Annotated in this window: 18 protein-coding genes; 9 read left to right on the top strand and 9 right to left on the bottom strand. The window is 63.1% G+C overall.

Going from position 1 to position 17,195, the window contains the following annotated elements; all coding sequences use genetic code 11:
* The first annotated feature begins 94 nt into the window (after positions 1–94).
* Positions 95–736, top strand: coding sequence for a LysE family translocator (locus CO666_RS00965; protein WP_097610303.1), 642 nt, complete (start codon positions 95–97; stop codon positions 734–736).
* Here CO666_RS00965 and CO666_RS00960 read toward each other — a convergent pair whose 3' ends face one another.
* Positions 737–1,168 (bottom strand): hypothetical protein, encoded by a 432-nt coding sequence (locus CO666_RS00960; RefSeq protein WP_097610302.1) that lies wholly within the window; start codon positions 1,166–1,168, stop codon positions 737–739.
* Between the two features lie 209 nt (positions 1,169–1,377).
* Between CO666_RS00960 and CO666_RS00955 the strand changes: the two genes are divergently transcribed.
* The 4 genes from CO666_RS00955 (at position 1,378) to ppa (ending at position 6,834) form a co-directional block, all read left to right on the top strand.
* Complete coding sequence (locus CO666_RS00955; protein ID WP_097610301.1) at positions 1,378–3,465, top strand: M3 family metallopeptidase; 2,088 nt, start codon at positions 1,378–1,380, stop codon at positions 3,463–3,465.
* A 158-nt stretch (positions 3,466–3,623) separates the two neighbouring features.
* Complete coding sequence (gene typA / locus CO666_RS00950; RefSeq protein ID WP_097610300.1) at positions 3,624–5,444, top strand: translational GTPase TypA; 1,821 nt, start codon at positions 3,624–3,626, stop codon at positions 5,442–5,444.
* Between the two features lie 198 nt (positions 5,445–5,642).
* Complete coding sequence (locus CO666_RS00945) at positions 5,643–6,149, top strand: GNAT family N-acetyltransferase (protein ID WP_097610299.1); 507 nt, start codon at positions 5,643–5,645, stop codon at positions 6,147–6,149.
* Between the two features lie 148 nt (positions 6,150–6,297).
* Positions 6,298–6,834 carry an inorganic diphosphatase gene (gene ppa, locus CO666_RS00940; protein WP_003589783.1) on the top strand — a complete coding sequence of 179 codons (537 nt, stop codon included), beginning with the start codon at positions 6,298–6,300 and terminating at the stop codon, positions 6,832–6,834.
* 4 nt (positions 6,835–6,838) lie between these two features.
* Here the strand turns inward: ppa and CO666_RS00935 are convergent, their stop codons facing one another.
* On the bottom strand, positions 6,839–7,150 hold the full coding sequence (locus CO666_RS00935) for a DUF167 domain-containing protein (RefSeq protein ID WP_097610298.1): 312 nt from the start codon (positions 7,148–7,150) through the stop codon (positions 6,839–6,841).
* Positions 7,147–7,461 (bottom strand): YggT family protein, encoded by a 315-nt coding sequence (locus CO666_RS00930; RefSeq protein ID WP_097610297.1) that lies wholly within the window; start codon positions 7,459–7,461, stop codon positions 7,147–7,149. The genes CO666_RS00935 and CO666_RS00930 overlap by 4 nt, the downstream gene beginning before the upstream one ends.
* A gap of 140 nt (positions 7,462–7,601) precedes the next feature.
* Between CO666_RS00930 and CO666_RS00925 the strand changes: the two genes are divergently transcribed.
* A complete protein-coding gene (locus tag CO666_RS00925; RefSeq protein WP_097610296.1) occupies positions 7,602–8,837 on the top strand; it encodes an MFS transporter in 1,236 nt (411 codons plus the stop codon).
* 21 nt (positions 8,838–8,858) lie between these two features.
* Here the strand turns inward: CO666_RS00925 and CO666_RS00920 are convergent, their stop codons facing one another.
* From CO666_RS00920 to hemC, 6 genes are all read right to left on the bottom strand, one after another.
* The gene (locus tag CO666_RS00920) at positions 8,859–9,632 is read right to left on the bottom strand and encodes a glutamine amidotransferase (RefSeq protein ID WP_097610295.1); all 774 of its coding nucleotides are present in this window, start codon (positions 9,630–9,632) and stop codon (positions 8,859–8,861) included.
* The gene (locus tag CO666_RS00915) at positions 9,601–10,086 is read right to left on the bottom strand and encodes a tellurite resistance TerB family protein (protein ID WP_010066424.1); all 486 of its coding nucleotides are present in this window, start codon (positions 10,084–10,086) and stop codon (positions 9,601–9,603) included. Before CO666_RS00915 ends, CO666_RS00920 begins: the two co-directional genes overlap by 32 nt.
* Before the next feature lie 17 nt (positions 10,087–10,103).
* Complete coding sequence (locus CO666_RS00910) at positions 10,104–11,729, bottom strand: heme biosynthesis protein HemY (RefSeq protein ID WP_097610294.1); 1,626 nt, start codon at positions 11,727–11,729, stop codon at positions 10,104–10,106.
* 4 nt (positions 11,730–11,733) lie between these two features.
* Entirely contained in the window at positions 11,734–13,029 is a 1,296-nt protein-coding gene (locus tag CO666_RS00905; RefSeq protein ID WP_179869592.1) for a COG4223 family protein, read from the bottom strand.
* A 68-nt stretch (positions 13,030–13,097) separates the two neighbouring features.
* On the bottom strand, positions 13,098–13,805 hold the full coding sequence (locus tag CO666_RS00900; RefSeq protein ID WP_097610292.1) for a uroporphyrinogen-III synthase: 708 nt from the start codon (positions 13,803–13,805) through the stop codon (positions 13,098–13,100).
* A 7-nt stretch (positions 13,806–13,812) separates the two neighbouring features.
* A complete protein-coding gene (gene hemC, locus CO666_RS00895; RefSeq protein ID WP_097610291.1) occupies positions 13,813–14,742 on the bottom strand; it encodes a hydroxymethylbilane synthase in 930 nt (309 codons plus the stop codon).
* Between the two features lie 72 nt (positions 14,743–14,814).
* On the opposite strand from hemC, the gene tsaD reads away from it, so the two are divergent.
* Genes tsaD through CO666_RS00880 form a run of 3 tightly spaced genes read left to right on the top strand, consistent with a single transcriptional unit; the run spans position 14,815 to position 17,195 of the window.
* Complete coding sequence (tsaD, locus tag CO666_RS00890) at positions 14,815–15,912, top strand: tRNA (adenosine(37)-N6)-threonylcarbamoyltransferase complex transferase subunit TsaD (protein WP_097610290.1); 1,098 nt, start codon at positions 14,815–14,817, stop codon at positions 15,910–15,912.
* A complete protein-coding gene (locus CO666_RS00885) occupies positions 15,909–16,892 on the top strand; it encodes an NAD(P)H-dependent glycerol-3-phosphate dehydrogenase (RefSeq protein WP_097610289.1) in 984 nt (327 codons plus the stop codon). The genes tsaD and CO666_RS00885 overlap by 4 nt, the downstream gene beginning before the upstream one ends.
* A 9-nt stretch (positions 16,893–16,901) precedes the next feature.
* The gene (locus CO666_RS00880; RefSeq protein WP_097610288.1) at positions 16,902–17,195 is read left to right on the top strand and encodes a YciI-like protein; all 294 of its coding nucleotides are present in this window, start codon (positions 16,902–16,904) and stop codon (positions 17,193–17,195) included.

Here is a 17,195-nt window from a genome sequence, read left to right as displayed (position 1 = left end):
CTTTTCGTGGCGGTGTGGCCGGCCTTGACCGAGGCCACCCTTGACGGACGGCCGCGATCGCTTAGTCTGCCAAATCATCCTCCGGAGTCTTTTCATGACCCAGTCCCTGGTCTTCGGTGCCTTTCTGGCAGCACTCTTCTACGTGCTCATTCCCGGACCCGCCTTCCTGCAGTTGCTCGGCATCGGCGCCGGGCAGGGCCGCAAGGCCGGCGCCTTCTTCATGATGGGGCATCTGGTCGGGGATATTATCTGGTCGTCGCTGGCGCTGATCGCGATCGTCGGGGCCAAGACGATCGGAACCTTCGTCTTCGACCTGCTCGGCCTTGCCTGCGGTTTCTATCTCGCCTGGATCGGCTGGAGCGCCGTCAATGCCAAGCCGAAAGCCGAAGGGCAGGCTCTGGTGATGGTCGAGCGGCCGTTTCGCCGTGGGCTGATCTTCGGCGTCACCAATCCGAAGGGTTATCCGGTGGCGCTCGCGACCTTCACCGCACTGGTCGCAGGCTCGGCCGGGGCGCTCGATTTCGAGGCGTTACCGCTGTTGCTCGGCGTGTCCTTCGTCGGTTTCGTCACGGCCGACATCATCCTGATCGGCGTCATCGGCGCCGGCGCGGTGCGGCGCTTCTATCGCGCCCATGAGCGCTTGATCGTGCGTTGCTCCGGCGTGCTCTTCATGGGTTTTGCCGCCCAGGCCCTATGGCACGCCACACCGGGCCTGCTCGGCTGGCGCAAGGCCTGATCAGCCATCCAGAAAATTGACGATCGAATTCAGCGTCTGAACCTCGTCGGGATCGCCGATCGACATGGCGACCTGCAGTTGGCTCTTGTAATAATCGAGGAAATTGAAGCTGGTGCCGTCGGTGACGCTGGAGAGGTCGATGACGTTGCCGAGCGGATCGATCGCATGCATCGGCAGCGGTTCGGAGATCGCGGCGTAGGTATTTTGATCGATCAGGCCGCTATCGAAGCTCTGGCGTGCGTAATTGCGCAGCTCTCCGGGGCTGACCGCGGTGAAATCGGGGCCTTCGTCGAGATTGTCTTCGATCTGGAATGAGGCCGGGGCCGGAGCTTTGGTCTCGATTTCAATATCAGAGGTCTTCGAAGTTTTTGCGTTATTAGGATTGTTTTTAAATAGCAAACTCTGAGAAGACCGCACAGAAAAAATTTCCATGGCGCATGTCCCCTTACAGGAAGAATATCGGGAAACTAGCGCCTGCGCGTGATTCGCGTCAATCGTTAACAAATGGTTAATTCGAGCGCGTCAATTTTTGTCCACGAGATTTGGCGGGCGAGGCGAAAGGCGCTTGCCTGCAACATACCAATTCCAGGGCGGCTCTCCTATATGACGATCCACCTGCATGCCAAAAAGGAATTTCTCCGATGTCTTCTCCCCGCAATGTCAATCCGGCGCTGGTCAACTGGGACGGTCTTCATGGCCTGCCGCGTTTCGATGCTGTCGACGACGGCGATTTTGCCGCCGCCTTCGACGCGGCGCTTGCCGCCCATGAAGCGGAGATCGACGAAATCGCCGCCAATGGCCATGCGCCGACATTCGACAATACGGTCGTGGCGCTGGAGATCGCCGGCGATGCGCTGTCGCGTGTTTCGGCGCTGTTCTGGAACAAGGCGGGCGCCCATACCAATGACGTGATCCAGGCGCTGGAGCGGGAGATCTCGCCGAAGATGTCGCGCCACTATTCGAAGATCGGGATGAATGCGGCGCTTTTTGCCCGCATCGATGCCCTCTGGGAAAAGCGCGAGAGCCTTGGCCTGACGCTCGAACAGACACGCGTGCTGGAGCGCCACTGGAAAGGCTTCGTCAAGTCGGGCGCCAAGCTTGAGAAGGCCGAGCAGGAGAAGCTCGCGGCGATCAATGAAAAGCTTGCCGGCCTCGGGACGCAATTCGGCCAGAACGTGCTGGCCGACGAGACGGCCTGGGCGCTCACGCTTGCCGATGGCGCCGAGCTCGATGGGCTGCCGGAATTCCTTCGCGACGCAATGGCGGCGGCGGCGCGTGAACGCGGCGAAGAGGGCAAATATGCGGTAACGCTGTCACGCTCGATCATCGAGCCATTCCTGACCTTCTCGGAGCGCCGCGATCTGCGTGAGCAGGCTTTCAAGGCGTGGGTGGCGCGCGGCGAAAATGACGGGGAGACGGACAACCGCGCCGTCATCAAGGAAACGCTGGCGCTGCGCCATCAGGTGGCGACGCTGCTCGGTTACCGCAATTTTGCCGAGCTGAAGCTCGACAACACCATGGCGAAGACGGCGGGTGCGGTGAACGACCTGCTGAAAGCCGTGTGGGCGCGGGCGGTGAAGCGCGCCGGCGAGGAGGAAGCCGATATCTCGGCGCTGATCGCCGAGGAAGGCCGGAACCATGATGTGATGCCCTGGGACTGGCGCCACTACGCCGAAAAGATCCGGGCGCGGAAGTTCGACTTCTCCGAAGCTGAGCTCAAGCCCTATCTGCAGCTCGAGAAGATCGTCGAGGCCTGCTTCGATGTGGCCGGCCGGCTGTTCGGCATCCGCGCCGTCGAAAAGAAGGGTGTGGCCGCCTATCATCCGGATGTCCGAGTGTTCGAAATCAGGGACCGCGAGGACCGGCTGGTTGCCCTGTTCCTCGGTGATTATTTCGCCCGCGGCTCGAAACGCTCCGGCGCCTGGATGAGCTCGCTGCAATCGCAGCACAAGCTGGAACTGAAGAACGGCCGCCACGGCGAACTGCCGATCATCTACAATGTCTGCAACTTCGCCAAGCCGGCGGAAGGCAAGCCGGCGCTGCTGTCGCTCGACGATGCGCGCACGCTGTTCCACGAATTCGGCCACGCGCTGCACGGCATGCTGTCGAACGTCACCTACCCCTCGGTCTCCGGCACCGGCGTGTCGCGCGATTTCGTCGAGCTGCCGTCGCAGCTCTACGAGCACTGGCTGACGGTTCCCGCTATCCTGAAGCGCTACGCCGTGCACGTCGAAACCGGCGAGCCGATGCCGCAGGCTCTGCTCGACAAGGTGCTCGCCGCCCGCACCTTCAATGCCGGCTTCAACACCGTCGAGTTCACCTCGTCGGCGCTTGTCGACATGGCGTTTCACACGAGAACGACCGTCGAGAACCCGATGGCGGTGCAGGCGGAGGTGCTGGCTGAGATCGGCATGCCGAAATCGATCGTCATGCGCCATGCGACGCCGCACTTCCAGCACATCTTTTCCGGCGGTTATTCGGCCGGTTATTACTCCTATATGTGGTCGGAGGTGCTCGACGCCGACGCCTTCGCCGCCTTCGAGGAGACGGGCGACGCCTTCAATGGCGAAATGGCGCGCAAGCTTAGGGAAAACATCTATTCCGTCGGCGGCTCGGTCGATCCGGAGGATGCCTACAAGGCCTTCCGCGGCAAGCTGCCGAGCCCGAATGCGATGCTTGTGAAAAAGGGACTTTCGACCTTCGAGGAATTGACAGGCAGCGATGCCTAAGACAATTTGATGACACGCTATCATGCGGCGGGGCGATGGCCCTGCCGCAGCTTTTGCGCGTTCCCCCCTTTCGCAAGCGCAAAAAAAACTGTATGGACGCCCCAAACTAATAGGCGCGTCCTCAAGAGCGTAGCGCCCCAGCCTCAGAGATTTCACAAATGGCACTTCGCAATATCGCGATCATCGCGCACGTTGACCATGGCAAGACGACCCTGGTGGATGAGCTTCTCAAGCAGTCCGGCTCGTTCCGCGAAAATCAGCGCGTCGCCGAACGCGTGATGGACTCGAATGATCTCGAAAAAGAACGCGGCATCACCATTCTCGCCAAGGCGACGTCGGTCGAATGGAAGGGTGTCCGCATCAACATCGTCGACACCCCCGGCCACGCCGACTTCGGCGGTGAGGTCGAGCGCATTCTCTCGATGGTGGATGGCGCGATCGTTCTCGTCGATGCATCCGAAGGCCCGATGCCGCAGACCAAGTTCGTCGTCGGCAAGGCGCTGAAGGTCGGCCTTCGCCCGATCGTCGCGATCAACAAGATCGACCGTCCCGACGGCCGCCACGAAGAAGTCATCAACGAAGTCTTCGACCTCTTTGCCAATCTCGACGCGACCGACGAGCAGCTCGACTTCCCGATCCTCTACGGTTCCGGCCGCGACGGCTGGATGAACGTCAATCCGGAAGGCCCGAAGGATGAGGGTCTTGCGCCGCTTCTCGACCTGGTGCTCAAGCATGTTCCGGAGCCGACGGTCGAAGAAGGCCCGTTCCGCATGATCGGCACGATCCTCGAAGCCAACCCCTTCCTCGGCCGTATCATCACCGGCCGCATCGCCTCGGGCTCGATCAAGCCGAACCAGGCCGTCAAGGTTCTCGGCCAGGATGGCAAGCTGATCGAAACCGGCCGTATCTCCAAGATCCTCGCCTTCCGCGGCATTGAGCGCACGGCGATCGAAGAAGCGCACGCAGGCGACATCGTCGCGATCGCCGGCCTCTCCAAGGGGACCGTCGCCGATACCTTCTGCGATCCGGCCGTCTCGGAAGCCATGAAGGCACAGCCGATCGACCCGCCGACGGTCACCATGTCCTTCATCGTCAACGACAGCCCACTGGCGGGCACCGAAGGCGACAAGGTGACCTCACGCGTCATCCGCGACCGTCTGTTCAAGGAAGCAGAAGGCAACGTCGCCCTGAAGATCGAAGAAGCCGAAGGCAAGGATTCGTTCTACGTCTCCGGCCGCGGCGAACTTCAGCTCGCCGTTCTCATCGAAACCATGCGTCGCGAAGGCTTCGAGCTTGCCGTGTCGCGTCCGCGCGTCGTGATGCACAAGGATGAAAGCGGCCAGCTTCTCGAGCCGATCGAAGAAGTCGTCGTCGACGTCGACGAAGAACATTCCGGTGTCGTCGTGCAGAAGATGTCCGAGCGCAAGGCCGAAATGGTCGAGCTGCGTCCGTCGGGCGGCAACCGTCTTCGCCTGCGTTTCTATGCACCGACCCGTGGCCTGATCGGCTACCAGTCGGAACTGCTGACCGACACGCGCGGCACGGCGATCATGAACCGCCTGTTCCACGACTACCAGCCCTACAAGGGTGTGATCGGTGGCCGCGTCAACGGCGTGCTGCTCGCCAACGCTTCCGGCGAAGCCGTCGCCTATGCGATGTTCAACCTGGAAGATCGCGGCCCGATGATCATCGAGCCGGGCGAAAAGGTCTATGCCGGCATGATTATCGGCATCCATTCGCGCGACAACGACCTTGAGGTCAACGTGCTGAAGGGCAAGCAGCTCACCAACATCCGCGCTGCCGGCAAGGACGAAGCGGTGAAGCTGACCCCGCCGATCCGCATGACGCTCGATCGTGCTCTCTCCTGGATCCAGGACGACGAGCTGATGGAAGTGACGCCGAAGAACATTCGTCTGCGCAAGATGTATCTCGACGCCAACGATCGCAAGCGTTTCGAGAAGTCCAAAGCGGCTCTCTGAGCGCTCGGAAAGATCATTTCAAACCCCGGTCTTCGAGCCGGGGTTTTTTATTGTGCGCTGCGCTGATTCCGACTTGTGACAATCGTTAAAAAAGCGTTAAAATTTATCTGTCGTCCACATATCAAGTCTGTGGGCAATCGATCACGATGCGCTGGCCGCATATGGTTAATTGCCTTTGGCAGGACCAGAGTAAACGTTATGAAGACGTTGTCGATCGATGTCCGGCGGGCCGAACCGCACGATGCCCGGGCCATATCGGAAACCCACAGGCTCGCCTGGCAGCATACCTATGCGGGCATCATTCCGCATCGGGCGCTGACGCAGATGATCGAGCGGCGCGGCGAAAACTGGTGGCGCAAGGCGACCCGCGGACCGGCAACGCTGCTGGTTCTCGATGTTGCCGGAACGGTTGCCGGCTACGCCACGCTCGGCCTCAATCGCGCCCGCGCTCTGCCGCAGGAAGGCGAGATTTACGAGCTTTACCTTCGCCCCGAATATCAGGGTATCGGCCTCGGCAGAATGCTGTTCGGCGAGGCGCGGCGGTTGCTGAAGTCGCTCGGCTGCAAGGGGCTGGTCGTCTGGTGCCTCGAGGAAAACGAGACCGCCGGCCGCTTCTACCGCAATCACGGCGGTGTCGATTTCTGCGAAGGCATGGAGAATTTCGACCATAAGCAGTTGAAGAAGATCGGCTTCATCTGGAACTGACCGGTTTGGTCGACGTGGGCCGATCGCCCATTCCAAAGATTTGACCTCTTTGCGCCGGTGCCATCACGCATTGGTGATCTCCAATGTTGCGTTGCCACATGAAACTGATTATCTGGCTGCGAGCAATTCAACTTCGCGGGAGTTTCCTATGCGCATCGATGCCATTTCAATCGGTAATAACCCACCTGAGGACGTCAACGTTATCGTCGAGGTTCCAGTTGGCGGCCATCCCATCAAGTATGAGATGGACAAGGAAGCCGGTACGCTGGTGGTCGATCGTTTCCTCTATACGCCGATGACCTATCCGGGCAATTACGGTTTCGTGCCGCACACGCTGTCGGAAGACGGCGACCCGATCGACGTCCTGATCGCCAGCACCCGCCCGCTGGTTCCTGGCTGCGTCATCAATGTGCGCCCGATCGGCGTCCTGAAGATGGAAGACAATTCCGGCAAGGACGAGAAGATCATCGCTGTGCCGTCGCCGAAGCTGACGCTGCGCTACGAGAAGGTGAAGGATTACACCGATCTTCCGGAAATCACACTGAAGCAGATCGAGCACTTCTTTGAGCACTACAAGGATCTGGAGCCCGGCAAGTGGGTTAAGATCTACGGCTGGGGCGATTCCAAGGAAGCCGGCCAGCTCATTCTTGAGGCGGTCGAGCGCGCCAAGACGACGAAGGGCTGATTATTCAGCCGAAAAGCGTTTCGAGCTTTTTTGCCAAATCCTCCGGGTCGCCTTCGATCCGGAGGATTTTTTTGCGCGCGGTGTCGCCGGAGACGAGGCTGATGCTGGATTTGGCGATGCGCAGCGATTGGGCGACGAGAAGGATGAGGGCCTTGTTGGCCTTGCCCTTTTCCGGGACCGATGTGACGCGGGCCTTCAGGTGCGTTTTGCCCTCGCCATCGACCTCAATGCCATCGATCGCATCACGCCCGCCATTCGGCATCAGCCGGACGGCGAGGCGCAGATGATCGCCGAAAAGGCTCCAGGGACGGCTCAAGCGACCAGCGAGTAGATGAAGGGCTTGATCGGATCGTTCAGGATCATCTGTATGAAGGCGAGGATCAGCAGCAGAATGATTGGCGAGATGTCGATGCCGCCCAGATTGGGCATAAAGCGGCGTATCGGCCGGAGCGCGGGCTCGGTCGCATTGTAGAAGAACATGCCTAACTGGTTCACAAACTGGTTGTGCGAATTGATGACATTGAATGCATACAGCCACGAGAAAACGGCGCTGAAAATGATCACCCACCAATAAATGTTCAAAGCCATATTGAGGATTGTAAATATGGCTTGAAAAATCCCTGCCATCACCGTCTCCAAATTCGTTGTTGACAGACATGTAGACATTGGCGACTAAACGGGCAAGTGCCGTGTGGAGACGCACGGTGAATCATGTTTAACGGGCGGCTTTGCAGCTGTTGCGGCGCCCGTCTCCTCGGACAACACCCATGTCGTTTTCGCCCACCGGAGACCGTTTTGCCGCGTTCCGGCACTCGTCTTACACGCGCTTTTTCTTTGCGCGTTTCCTGCTGTCCTTCTCGCAGCAGATCGTCAGCGTCGCCGTCGGCTGGCAGATGTACGACCAGACCGGCAAGGCGATCTATCTCGGTCTGATCGGGCTGGTACAGTTCCTGCCGTCGCTGCTGCTCATCCTCGTCACCGGTTCGGTTGCCGACCGGCACAATCGCCGTGCAATCGCGGCTCTGTGCTCGCTGGTGAGCGCGCTCTGCACGCTGGCGCTGCTTGTCATGACTCTTATGGGGAGCTTCACGCCCCTGCCTGTTTTCGCCGTGCTGCTGATCTTCGGCATCGAACGCGCCTTCATGTCGCCGGCAGTGCAGTCGCTGGCGCCCAATCTCGTGCCGGAGCACGCTCTTTCCAATGCGATCGCCTGGAACTCGTCGTCCTGGCAGCTCGCGGCGATCACCGGGCCGGTGATCGGCGGTCTGCTCTACGGCGTCAGTGCCGCGACGGCCTATACGGTGGCGGTGGTCTTTTCCGTGCTCGGCGCGGCTCTTCTCTACATGATCCCGAAGCCGGAGCAGAAGACGACGGGCGAGGCCAAGAGCTGGGCGATGATCCTTGGCGGCTTCAGTTTCATCCGCGCCGAAAAGGTGGTGCTCGGGGCGATCTCGCTCGATCTCTTCGCCGTGCTGCTTGGTGGCGCGACTGCACTGATGCCGATCTTCGCCCGCGATATCCTGACGCTCGGTCCCTGGGGCCTGGGGCTGCTGCGCGCCGCCCCGGGGCTAGGCGCCATCGTCATGGCGATCTTTCTTGCGGCTTATCCGCTCAAACATCGCGCCGGCCTCTACATGTTCATCGGCGTCGCCCTGTTCGGCATGGGAACGATCATCTTCGGCGTGTCCACCAACACCGAAGTCTCGATCGCGGCGCTGGCGCTGATGGGGGCGGCCGACATGGTGTCGGTCTATGTCCGCGAAAGCCTGATTGCGCTGTGGACGCCGGATCAGCTGCGCGGCCGCGTCAATGCGGTCAACATGGTTTTCGTCGGCGCCTCGAACGAACTCGGGGAATTCCGGGCGGGCACGATGGCATCGATCTTCGGCGCGGTGCCGGCGGTTGTCATCGGCGGGATCGGAACGCTTGCCGTGGCGGCGATCTGGGCTTCGAGTTTCCCGAAATTGCGGCAGATCGATACGCTCGACGCGCCCAGCCCATAGAGGCTTCTGCCGAACGACGCTTTATGCGGGAAGCGTGATCGGGGGCGCGGCTTTCGCCGTCTTGCCCTCGAAGACGATATCGAGGAATTCGCTCAGCCAGGCTCTCAGCGGCGCGTCGAACAGCATGCGGCCTTCGAGATGTTCGCGCCCCTGCTGGGCGTTCGGCAGAATGAAGCGATGCGCGCCATGCACGACCCAGCGGTGCATCATCACCCGGGTGAGTTCGGCATGGAACTGCAGGCCCCAGGCGTTGCCGTCGTAGCGGAAAGCCTGGTTGGGATAGGCATCGCCTTCGGCCAGAAGATCGGCGCCGTGCGGCAGCTCGAAGCCCTCGCGGTGGAAATGATAGACCATCCTCGGCCAGTGCATCAGCAGCCGGCCCTTCTCGGTCGGGTGCAGCGGATACCAGCCGATCTCCGTCGAGCCGTCGGCATTCGACTGCACCTTGCCGCCGAGTTGACGCACCAGCATCTGCGCGCCGAGGCAGATGCCGAGATAGGGGCGTTTTTCCCGCAAGGGAATGTTGATCCAGTCGATCTCCTTCTTGACGAAATCCTCGGGATCATTGGCGCTCATCGGCCCGCCGAAGACGACGGCGCCGGCATGGTCTTCGAGCGTCGTCGGCAGCGGCTCGCCGAGAACCGGGCGGCGGATATCGAGGCGGTAGCCCTTTTCGATAAGTAGCTGGCCGACACGGCCGGGGCTCGACCGCTCCTGATGCAGGACGATGAGGATCGGTCGCCGGTCGCGGTTCGGGTCTTGCTCAGTCGCTGTCATCTTGCGCAACCTGGACATCTGTCACCCTGGCGGCGGCCTCCTGCCGCTTCTGGATGCGCTCGCGTGAGGAGACGCCGAGCAGGTCGGCGATACGCCAGATCACATGGTCTTCCATTTCGCTGCGTTCGCCATCGGCATAGACGATGTCCCAGAGAATGCCGATCAGCTCCAGCCGCTGTTCGGTATTCAGATGGCGTTTCAGGTCGGCGGTGAAGCGATAATAGTCGACGGCGGAGCTTTCGGCCTCAAGGCCGGCGGCGATCAGGGCGTCAAGCTGCTTGCCGTCGAGCGCATATTGCTCCTTCAGGAGCTTGCGCAGCCGCTTCTTCTCGCTGGCTTTGATCTGACCGTCGGCCTCCATCACCTGCATGCAGAGGGCTGCCACCGCGATGCGCGGATCGTCAGGGGCAAAACCCTTTTTCGGGTGGTCGGCGGTGAGCTTCTGGAAGAATGCCTGAAAGCGTTCGAACATGCGGTTTTCGTTCCATTTCAGAAAAGGCGGAGCCGTGTCCTGGGTTCCTGCTCCGCCCTGGGATCGCGAACGCCGGGATCATCCGGCAGCCCGCCGAAGAAAGGCTTGGCGTCGTTCGGCGCGGGCGCCTTATCGCCGGCGGCCGGTTCGGCAGGCTTCTGTTTTGCTGGCTTCTGGTTGGTTGGCTCCGGTGCCGGACGCACCGCCTCGGCAATCGTCGCGGCGCGCTCCAGTTCGATGATGCGATGATCGTTGACCGGGCTTTCCGGCCTGACGTCGCGCAGCGGCGGCAGGGTCTTCAGGGCGGTTTCGATTGCGGCCGGCGCCGCGCCGTCTTCGAGCGGACCCTCGATCTGGCCGAAGGGCGCCTTCCACTCGAAGGCGTCGAGGCGGCCGGTCACCGGCGACACCGGCAGCCATTTGTCGGAGACGAAACCGTCAGCCACCCAGGCCGGATCGCGCGGGGCTTTCAGTGCCTGGGCCAGCCAGTGGCGCACGCGGCCCTGGTCTCCGGTTTCGGCTTCCTCGATGTCGGCCAGCAGCAGGAAGGCGGCTTCACGCGGCTGCATGCGCGCCGCCGCTTCCGCCTTGGCGCGGGCCCTGGCAAATTCCTGCGCGTCGAGCGCTGCCTGGGCGACGACGAGAAGGGATTCGACATTGTTCGGACGCAGCCCCTCCAGCCGCTCGGCCCGCTTCAGCCGGTCGAGGGTGGAATCGCCGCTGCGCGCCCTGACATAGGCCTGGCCGATCTCGGGATGGGGTGCTGACTTCCATGCCTGCTCGAGAATCGAGGCAGCCTTGCGCAGGCCGCCTTCGCGGAACAGCGCCTTTGCGGCGATGAGGGCTGCCGGAATGAAATCGGCGGCGAGTTTCAGCGCCTGCAGGGCATCGTCGCGGGCGCCGGCCGGGTTGCCTTCCAGCTTCTCGCCGGCGCGCGCCGTCAGAAGGACGGCGTGCAGGCGGTTGGCTTCGGCTTTTTCGACCACCCGGGCGGCCTTCTGCTGCTCGAGCAGGCGGATCGCGTCGTCCCAGCGGCCGGCCTGGCTGCGATATTCGAGTGTCGCTTGTGCTGCCCAGGGCAGATAGGGCGCATTGTCGGCGGCCTTTTCGGCATATTGGCGGGCGGCCTCGTTGGCGCCAAGCCGGCGGGCCTCCAGATAGAGGCCGCGCAGGCCGAGCTCACGGGTCTCGGGATCGTTGGCCATGGCCTCGAATTTGGCGCGGGCCTCGTCATGGCGGCCTTCGATCAGGGCGGCCTGGGCCTCCAGCAGGTTGATCAGCGGCTCCTGATCGGCGCGGATGAGGCCACGCGAGCGGGCGGCCATCTTGCGGGCGAGCAGGGCATTGCCGGCGCCGGCGGCGATCAGGCCGGTCGACAGCGCCTGATAACCGCGGTCACGCTTGCGGGCGCGGAAATAACGCGTCACCGAATGCGGCGAGGTCCAGATCAGGCGGACGAACCACCAGACGAGCATGACGGCGGCGATCAGAGCGATGATCGCGCTGGCGGCGACGATCAGTTTCGTCTGATAGATCTGTCCCTCCCAGATCAGCGACAGGTCGCCGGGACGATCGGCAAGCCAGGAGAAGCCATAGGCGAGAGCCAGCACGAAGAGGGCGAAGGCGACAAGACGGATCAGCATGGTCTTATCCTTCCTTGCCGGTGCCGGAAACCGCTTTCGACAGCGCCCCGCCGACGAGTTCTTCGACGCGGATACGTGCTTCGAGCGACTGTTTGAAAGCGGCGGATGCCTGCTTGCCCACGGCCGGCAGAGCGTTCCATTCGGCAGAGGCGCCTGGCAGATCGCCGTTCTTCACCTTGTCCTCCATGCGGGCGGCGATCGCTTCGACGCTTTCGCCCTCGATATTGCCGACGGGACGGACCGTGACCAGCGACTTGGCGCTCGACATCAGTCGGTCCGACCAGCTCTGGTTCGGATCCGGCTGGTTGACGGCTTCAACGATCGCGGTTGCAACGTCGGGAGCCTGCCGCACGAGCTCGGCACGCGAGGGAATGCCGGTCTCGGCAAAGCTGCGCAGGTCGGCAACTGTGGGATCGTCGGGCGCGACCCCGGCGAAAGTATCGAGCTCGGCCAGGAACGGGCCGCCGCGATCGATCGCCGCCTTGAGGGCGGCTGCCGCAATCGCCTTGGCGACGGCAACATCCTGGCGCGGCTCGTTCAGCTTCTTTTCGGCCTCTTCCAGCCGCTTGGTGATATCCGCGCCGCTGGTCGTCTGCTGTTCGGAGGATTGGGCGAGCGTGGCGCGCAGCTGGTCGAGCTGACCGCTGAGCTCGGCAATCTTCTGGTTGAGTGCTTCGACATTTGCCGAATCGGCGGGCGCGCCGGCCGAGGGTGCCCCGGCAGCGGTTTCCAGCGCCGCGATACGCTTTTCAAGCGCGTCGTTCTTTGCAATCGGCGGGTTGGCAGCGAGATTGGCGACGGTCTGTTTCAAGCCGTCGATCTCGCCGGCAAGATCGGCGGTCTCCGGCGACGTCTGCGGCGCCGAGGAGCCCGGGAGGTAACCGGCATATTGAATGGCGCCTGCACCCAGCAGCGCCACGAGGCCGCCGAAGATGCCGGCGGCGATGAGACCGGAGGTGCCGCCGCGCCGCGCCGCCGGCTGTTCGGGAGGAGGCGTGAAGGACGGTTCCGGGGTTGCCGGCTCCTCCGCCTGCCCATCCATTCCAGACTGGTCCTGGTGTTCGGCCGATTCGAGCTCGGCCCGTTCATGTTCGCTCAGCGGTGCGGCCTCTGTTTCGGGCGGCATGCCTGCCTCGGCAGGACTGCGGTCGGCGTCGCCGACATCATTCTCCACCGGCTTCTCGGTATCGGTTGCAGAGGCGAAATCCTGTGCTTCGAGGTCGATCGTGACCGGCTCGTCGGCGCTCTTGGAATGGCGTGGCGGGTTTCCCGATACCATGAGGTCCTCTTTATCCTGCATTGCAACGAAACTAGACAGTGATGCCAATTAAGGGAAGAGGTTAGATCAAATTTGGGCGGCTGGAGCATTCAAAGCAGCGACAAAAGACTTATCTCATCCGGCATCGGTGCGACTGCCACGGTATTTTTCAGAACCGGCGGGATGGCGTCAGCTACCGCCTCGCTAAGACAGAGAAGGCGGATTGCCGCCCCTTCTGGCAGGGCCAAGCGGAGTTGCTCCAGGCCAAAGAAATCCTCGGCCGTTTGCCGGGAATAGAAGAGAACCGCGTCCGGCCGGCCGCCCGCAAAAATCGCTTCGATCTCGGCCCGGCCGGGGGCAGCCGGCTGCATGCGATAACATTCAGCGACGGAAAAGCGGATGCCGAGTTCGCCCAATCTTGCTTCGAAGGTTTCGGCGCGCGGCATGCCGGCAAGGTAGAGCAAGCCGTCGGCTCCCTGCGCGGCGATGAGATCGGCGAGATCGCGGCCGTTGCCCTGGGATGCGGCGACGGATCGGAAGCCGAGGCTCTTCGCCTCTTCCGCCGTGGTTTCTCCCACAGCGAAAAGCGGGCGGCCGAGATGCGGATGAAGTTGCTCACCGAGCGCGGAAACGACCCTGATCGCTTCGGCGCTAGTCACGGCGATTGCGCCGCCGGTGGCTGCGAGCGCGGCCGCGGCGGCGGCGCTGTCGTGGACCGGCTGACGCAGCGGCAGCAGCAGCGGCTCGTGGCCCATATCGCGCAGACGTTGTGCGGTTCTCGTCGCCGAATGGGCGGGGCGGGTGACGAGCACGCGCATGGCGGCCTCAGTGCCAGTCGTCGAAGAATGCGCTGCCGGCCCTTGCGCGCACGTCCTGACCGGCGCGGGTGCCGAGAGCTGCCGCATCGCGGCGGTGGCCGTCTGTTGTCACCGCATGCTGGCTGCGGCCGTCGGGGGTGATGATCAGACCGGAGAAGCGGATCAGGTCGCCTTCGCAGACGGCGTAACCGCCGATCGGCGTGCGGCAGGAGCCGTCAAGGGCGGCGAGAAAGGCGCGCTCGCAGGAGACGGTGTCGAAGGTCGCGGCATCGTTGACCGGCGCCAGGAGATCGTCGATCCTGTTATCGCCGATGCGGCTTTCGATGCAGATCGCCCCTTGCGCCGGTGCCGGCGGGAAAGTGTCGGGGTCGAGGATATCGGTAATCACCTCGACTTTCCCCAGCCGTTTCAGGCCGGCAAGCGCCAAAAGGGTCGCGTCGACCTGGCCCTCTTCGAGTTTGCGCAGGCGCGTTTCCACCAGACCGCGGAAAGTGATGACGTTGATATCCGGCCGCATGCGGCGGATCAGCGCCTGGCGGCGGAGCGATGAGGAGCCGACGGTGGCGCCATGCGGCAGGTCGATCAGCTTGGGCGCGGTGCGGCCGATAACGGCGTCGCGGATATCCTCGCGCGGCAGATAGGCGGAGAGATGCAGGCCGTCCGGCAGATTGGTCGGCATGTCCTTGGCGGAGTGCACGGCGAAATCCAGCTCGCCCGCGGCGAGCTGCTGTTCGAGTTCCTCGGTGAAGAGGCCCTTGCCGCCGATCTCGGAGAGCGACCGGTCGGTGATGCGGTCGCCCTTGGTCGTCAGCACGACGATCTCGAACATTTCCTCGGGCAGATGATGCGCCGCCATCAGCCTGTCGCGGGCCTCGTGCGCCTGGGCAAGCGCCAGCGGGCTGCCGCGCGTGCCGATCCGGAAAGGTTTTGTTTGCATCCGCTCTATTCCGTTGTTACCGGAGTTCTCGTAAACGGGTTTCCATCCCATCGCAATCAACGAACAGGCCTCATGGTTCCCTTTCTGCGCATCCTTGGCATCGAAACGAGCTGCGACGAGACCGCGGCCGCCGTCGTCGAGCGCGATGCGGACGGGCATTCCAGGGTGCTGTCGGATGTGGTGCTTTCCCAGCTCGACGAGCATAGCGCCTATGGCGGCGTGGTGCCGGAGATTGCCGCGCGCGCCCATGTCGAGGCGCTGGACGAGTTGATCGAGGAGGCGCTGACGCGCGCCAATGTGTCGCTCGCCGAGGTCGACGCCATTGCCGCGACATCAGGGCCGGGGCTGATCGGCGGGCTGCTAGTGGGGTTGATGACCGGCAAGGCGATCGCTAGAGCCGCCGGCAAGCCGCTTTACGCGGTCAACCATCTCGAAGGCCATGCGCTGACGGCGCGGCTGACGGACGGACTTTCCTTTCCCTATCTGATGCTGCTCGTTTCCGGCGGCCATACCCAGCTCATCCTGGTGCGCGGCGTCGGACAGTATGAGCGCTGGGGCACGACGATCGACGATGCGCTGGGCGAAGCCTTCGACAAGACGGCAAAGCTGCTCGGCCTGCCCTATCCCGGCGGCCCGGCGGTGGAACGGATGGCGCGCGACGGCAATGCCGATCGTTTCGCCTTTCCGCGGCCGCTGGTCGGCGAGGCCAGGCTCGACTTCTCCTTCTCCGGCCTGAAGACGGCGGTGCGGCAGGCAGCGCAGGACATCGCGCCGCTCAGCGATCAGGATGTGGCGGATATCTGCGCCTCGTTCCAGAAGGCGATTTCGCGGACGCTGAAGGACCGCATCGGCCGCGGCCTGCAGCGGTTCAAGACGGAATTCCCTGTTACTGGCGAAAAGCCGGCGCTCGTCGTTGCCGGCGGTGTCGCCGCCAATCTCGAATTGCGCGCCACATTGCAGGCGCTGTGCGACAAGAACGGCTTCCGCTTCATCGCGCCGCCGCTCAGCCTCTGCACCGACAATGCCGTGATGATCGCCTGGGCGGGGCTGGAGCGGATGGCGACAGGTGCCGCGCCTGATCCGCTCGACGTCCAGCCGCGTTCGCGCTGGCCGCTCGATTCCAAGGCGGAGACGCTGGTCGGTTTCGGAAAACGAGGAGCTAAGGCATGAGCGAAAACATCGCCGTCGTCGGAGCCGGGGCTTTCGGAACGGCGCTCGCCGCCGTCATCGCCCTTGCCGGCCGCAGCGCCGTGACGCTCGTCGGGCGTGATCCGTCGCTGATTGCGGATCTGAAGGCTGAACGGCTGCATGACGCGGCGCTGCCCGGCATTTCTCTCCCCGATACGCTGGAATTTTCCGCCGAGCCGGATGCGATCACTGCCGCCTCCATCGTGCTTTTTGCGATGCCGTCGCAGGCGCAGGCCGATGCGGCGCGGCAATATGGCCCCTATCTTGCCAAGGATGCGGTCGTCGTCACCTGTGCCAAGGGCATCGAGCGGGCGACGGGCAATCTTCTGACCGACATGCTGGAACGGGAACTGCCGGACCATCCGGTCGCCGTGCTCTCCGGTCCGGGTTTTGCCGCCGATATCGCCAAAGGCCTGCCGACGGCGATGGCAATCGCGGCCGATGATATGGAGACCGCGGAGCGGCTCGCTCAGGCGATATCCGGCCGGACGTTCCGGCTGTACGCCTCTGACGACCGTATCGGCGTGCAGCTCGGCGGCGCTCTCAAGAATGTGCTGGCGATTGCCTGCGGCATCGTCGAAGGCGGTGGTATCGGCGACTCGGCGCGCGCGGCGTTGATCGCGCGCGGGCTTGCGGAAATGTCGCGTTTCGTCGTCGCCAAGGGCGGGAAGACGGATACTGTGCGCGGGCTTTCCGGACTCGGCGATCTGGTGCTGACGGGAACGAGCCACCAATCGCGAAACCTGCGCTTCGGCATCGCGCTCGGGCGCGGCGAAAAGGTCGATCCGCTGCAGGGCGCACTGGTGGAAGGCGCGCTGGCTGCCTCCGTCGCCTGCCGGCTTGCGGCGGAGCTGGCGATCAGCATGCCGATCACCGAGGCCGTTTCCGCCATCATCGACGGCAGCCTCGATATTTCAGATGCCATCGAGCAGTTGATGACGCGTCCAATCACTACCGAATAGGAGACTGACATGCTTTTCGCCCTTCTCTGCAAGGACAAGCCCGGACATCTGAACGTGCGCATGGAGACGCGTCCGACGCATCTCGAGTATCTGAACGGGCTGAACGCCGAGGGCACGCTGAAGATTGCCGGCCCGTTTCTCGATGACGAGGGCAAGGCCTGCGGCAGCCTGATCATCGTCGAAGCGGGTTCGAAGGAGGCGGCGCGTGCGCTGGCCGATGCCGACCCCTACGCCAAGGCCGGGCTGTTCGAAAGCGTCGAGGTCCAGGCCTACAACTGGGTCTTCAACAAACCGGAAGCATAA

The organism is Rhizobium chutanense (assembly GCF_002531935.1).
GTDB lineage: Bacteria > Pseudomonadota > Alphaproteobacteria > Rhizobiales > Rhizobiaceae > Rhizobium > Rhizobium chutanense.
The sequence above is the reverse complement of the archived record's forward strand: the minus strand, read 5'-3'. Positions and strand labels throughout refer to the sequence as shown.